Below are 2,497 nucleotides of genomic sequence, written 5' to 3'. Positions count from 1 at the left end.
TGTTGATTTCCGCTGAGAGTTGACCCGGCGGAGCCGGAAGTTTCCATCGAGAAGTGACCCGTGTCTGAACCCACCCCTGGCTTTTTGGTCGGGGGGTCATGGAGTGATCGACATGGCGTTATTGAGTGTCATTCGGCGCTGGGCGTTCCGAGAAGGGATGCCGATCCGGGAGATTTCGCGACGTACAGGATTGTCGCGCAACACGATCCGCAAGTACCTGCGGTCGGATGAGAAGGAGCCGCTCTACCGAGTGCCGGAGCGGCCCAGCAAGTTGGACCCGTTCGCCGCGAAGCTGTCGGGCTGGCTGCAGACGGAGGCGAGTAGGTCACGCAAGCAGCGGCGCACGGCGCGGCAGATGCACACCGATCTAGTTCTTCTGGGATATGACGGCTCCTACGGTCGGGTCGCAGCTTTCATCCGCAGTTGGAAAGAAGACCGGCAGATCCAGCAGCAGACCACGGGACGGGGAACGTTCGTTCCTCTGGTCTTCGCCCCAGGGGAGGCGTTCCAATTCGACTGGAGTGAGGACTGGGCGGTTCTCGGGGGCGAGCGCGTCAAGCTCCAGGTCGCTCACACCAAGCTGTCGCATAGTCGGGTCTTCGTCGTGCGGGCGTACCCGCTTCAGACCCACGAGATGTTGTTCGACGCGCACTTCCATGCCTTCCGCGTGCTGGGCGGCATCCCGGGACGTGGCATCTACGACAACATGAAGACCGCCGTGGATCGGGTGGGGTCTGGCAAGGCTCGGCAGGTGAATGGGCGCTTCGCCGCTATGGCAAGCCACTATCTGTTCGACACAACTTTCTGCAATCCCGCATCGGGCTGGGAGAAGGGTCAGGTCGAGAAGAACGTCCAGGATGCGCGTCGTCGGCTATGGCAACCGTTACCCAGCTTCGCCGATCTCGACGGGCTGAACGCCTGGCTCGAGACGCGCTGCATTGCGGCTTGGAAGGAGATCCCGCATGGGGAGCTTCCCGGCACGCTTGCGGATGCGTGGACCAATGAGGTGCCGAGCCTGATGCCGCTTGGCCGTCCCTTCGACGGCTTCGTCGAGCACACCAAGCGGGTCTCGCCGACCTGCCTCGTGCACTTCGAGCGCAACCGCTATTCGGTTCCGGCCTCTCTTGCCAACCGTCCCGTGAGCCTGCGGATCTACCCGCAGCGCATCGTTGTGGCCGCGGAAGGCCGGATCCTGTGCGAGCATCCCCGGGTCATCGCGCGCTCGCATACCATGGCCGGGCGCACGGTCTACGACTGGCGCCACTACCTGGCCGTCATCCAGCGCAAGCCAGGCGCCCTGCGCAACGGGGCTCCCTTCGCCGAGATGCCGGACGCGTTCCGGCGGCTGCAAGGTCACCTCCTCAAGCATCCTGGCGGCGATCGGGAGATGGTGGAGATTCTGGCACTCGTGCTGCATCATGACGAGCAGGCCGTTCTCTGCGCGGTCGAACTGGCGCTCGACGGCGGCGTTCCCACCAAGATCCACGTCCTCAATATCCTGCACCGGTTGCTCGACGGTAAGCCATCGAGCGTGGCCACGATCGATGCCCCACAGGCGCTCGTCTTGCGCCAGGAGCCGAAGGCTGATGTCGAGCGCTACGACGCGCTCCGCAGGAAGGCGGTGCGCCATGCGTCATGATCCCGCCAGCGCCGCCATCATCGTCATGCTGCGCGGGCTCAAGATGTACGGCATGTCTCAGGCCGTCGTTGATCTCATGGAGCAAGGCGCACCCGCCTTCGAGGTAGCCGTCCCGCTCCTGTCCCAGCTGCTCAAGGCCGAGATGGCCGAGCGGGAGGTTCGATCCGTCGCCTACCAGATCAAGGCCGCCCGCTTTCCGGCCTACAAGGATCTGACCGGGTTCGACTTCGCTGCCAGCGAGGTCAACGAGGCCATGGTTCGCACTCTGCACGGAGGCGACTTCATCGACGGCGCACACAACGTCGTCCTGATCGGTGGCCCGGGCACCGGCAAGACGCATATCGCGACCGCCCTGGGCGTGCAGGCCGTCGAGCATCATCGCAAGAAGGTCCGCTTCTTCGCGACCGTCGACCTGGTCAATGCCCTCGAACAAGAGAAAGCCCAAAACAAAGCGGGCCAGTTGGCCGAACGGCTGCTGCGTCAAGACCTCATCATCTTAGACGAACTGGGCTATCTTCCCTTCAGCGCCTCAGGAGGGGCCCTGCTGTTCCACCTGCTGTCCAAGCTCTACGAGCGCACCAGCGTCGTGATCACCACCAACCTCAGCTTCAGCGAATGGGCCGGGATCTTCGGCGATGCCAAGATGACTACCGCGCTGCTCGATCGCCTCACCCACCACTGCCACATCCTAGAGACCGGAAACGACAGCTTCCGCTTCAGGGCAAGTGCCGCAGCCGGAAAGCCGAAAAGGAGCCGCACCGTGAGTTGACCAGACCCACCCAATGATAAACATCAACCCCTGAACCTGGGTCACTTCTCAACGAAAACGCCGGGTCAACTCTCAGCGGAAATCAACAG

2 protein-coding genes are annotated in these 2,497 nt (G+C 63.2%); both read left to right on the top strand.

The window, feature by feature from the left end; translation table 11 throughout:
- The first annotated feature begins 112 nt into the window (after positions 1–112).
- A complete protein-coding gene (istA, locus tag FV229_RS26465; RefSeq protein WP_147754757.1) occupies positions 113–1,639 on the top strand; it encodes an IS21 family transposase in 1,527 nt (508 codons plus the stop codon).
- Positions 1,629–2,408, top strand: coding sequence for an IS21-like element ISMex27 family helper ATPase IstB (gene istB / locus FV229_RS26460; RefSeq protein WP_063988215.1), 780 nt, complete (start codon positions 1,629–1,631; stop codon positions 2,406–2,408). The genes istA and istB overlap by 11 nt, the downstream gene beginning before the upstream one ends.
- Positions 2,409–2,497: the final 89 nt, after the last annotated feature.

The sequence above is a fragment of the Methylobacterium sp. WL120 genome, assembly GCF_008039465.1.
In the GTDB taxonomy this organism is placed as follows: Bacteria; Pseudomonadota; Alphaproteobacteria; order Rhizobiales; family Beijerinckiaceae; genus Methylobacterium; species Methylobacterium cerastii.
This window is presented reverse-complemented; position numbering and strand designations above follow the sequence as displayed.

What these genes read in the sequence shown, in the direction of transcription:
- istA (WP_147754757.1), top strand. Translation starts at nt 113, where the DNA reads ATGGCGTTATTGAGTGTCATTCGGCGCTGGGCGTTCCGAGAAGGGATG.
- istB (WP_063988215.1), top strand. Translation starts at nt 1,629, where the DNA reads ATGCGTCATGATCCCGCCAGCGCCGCCATCATCGTCATGCTGCGCGGG.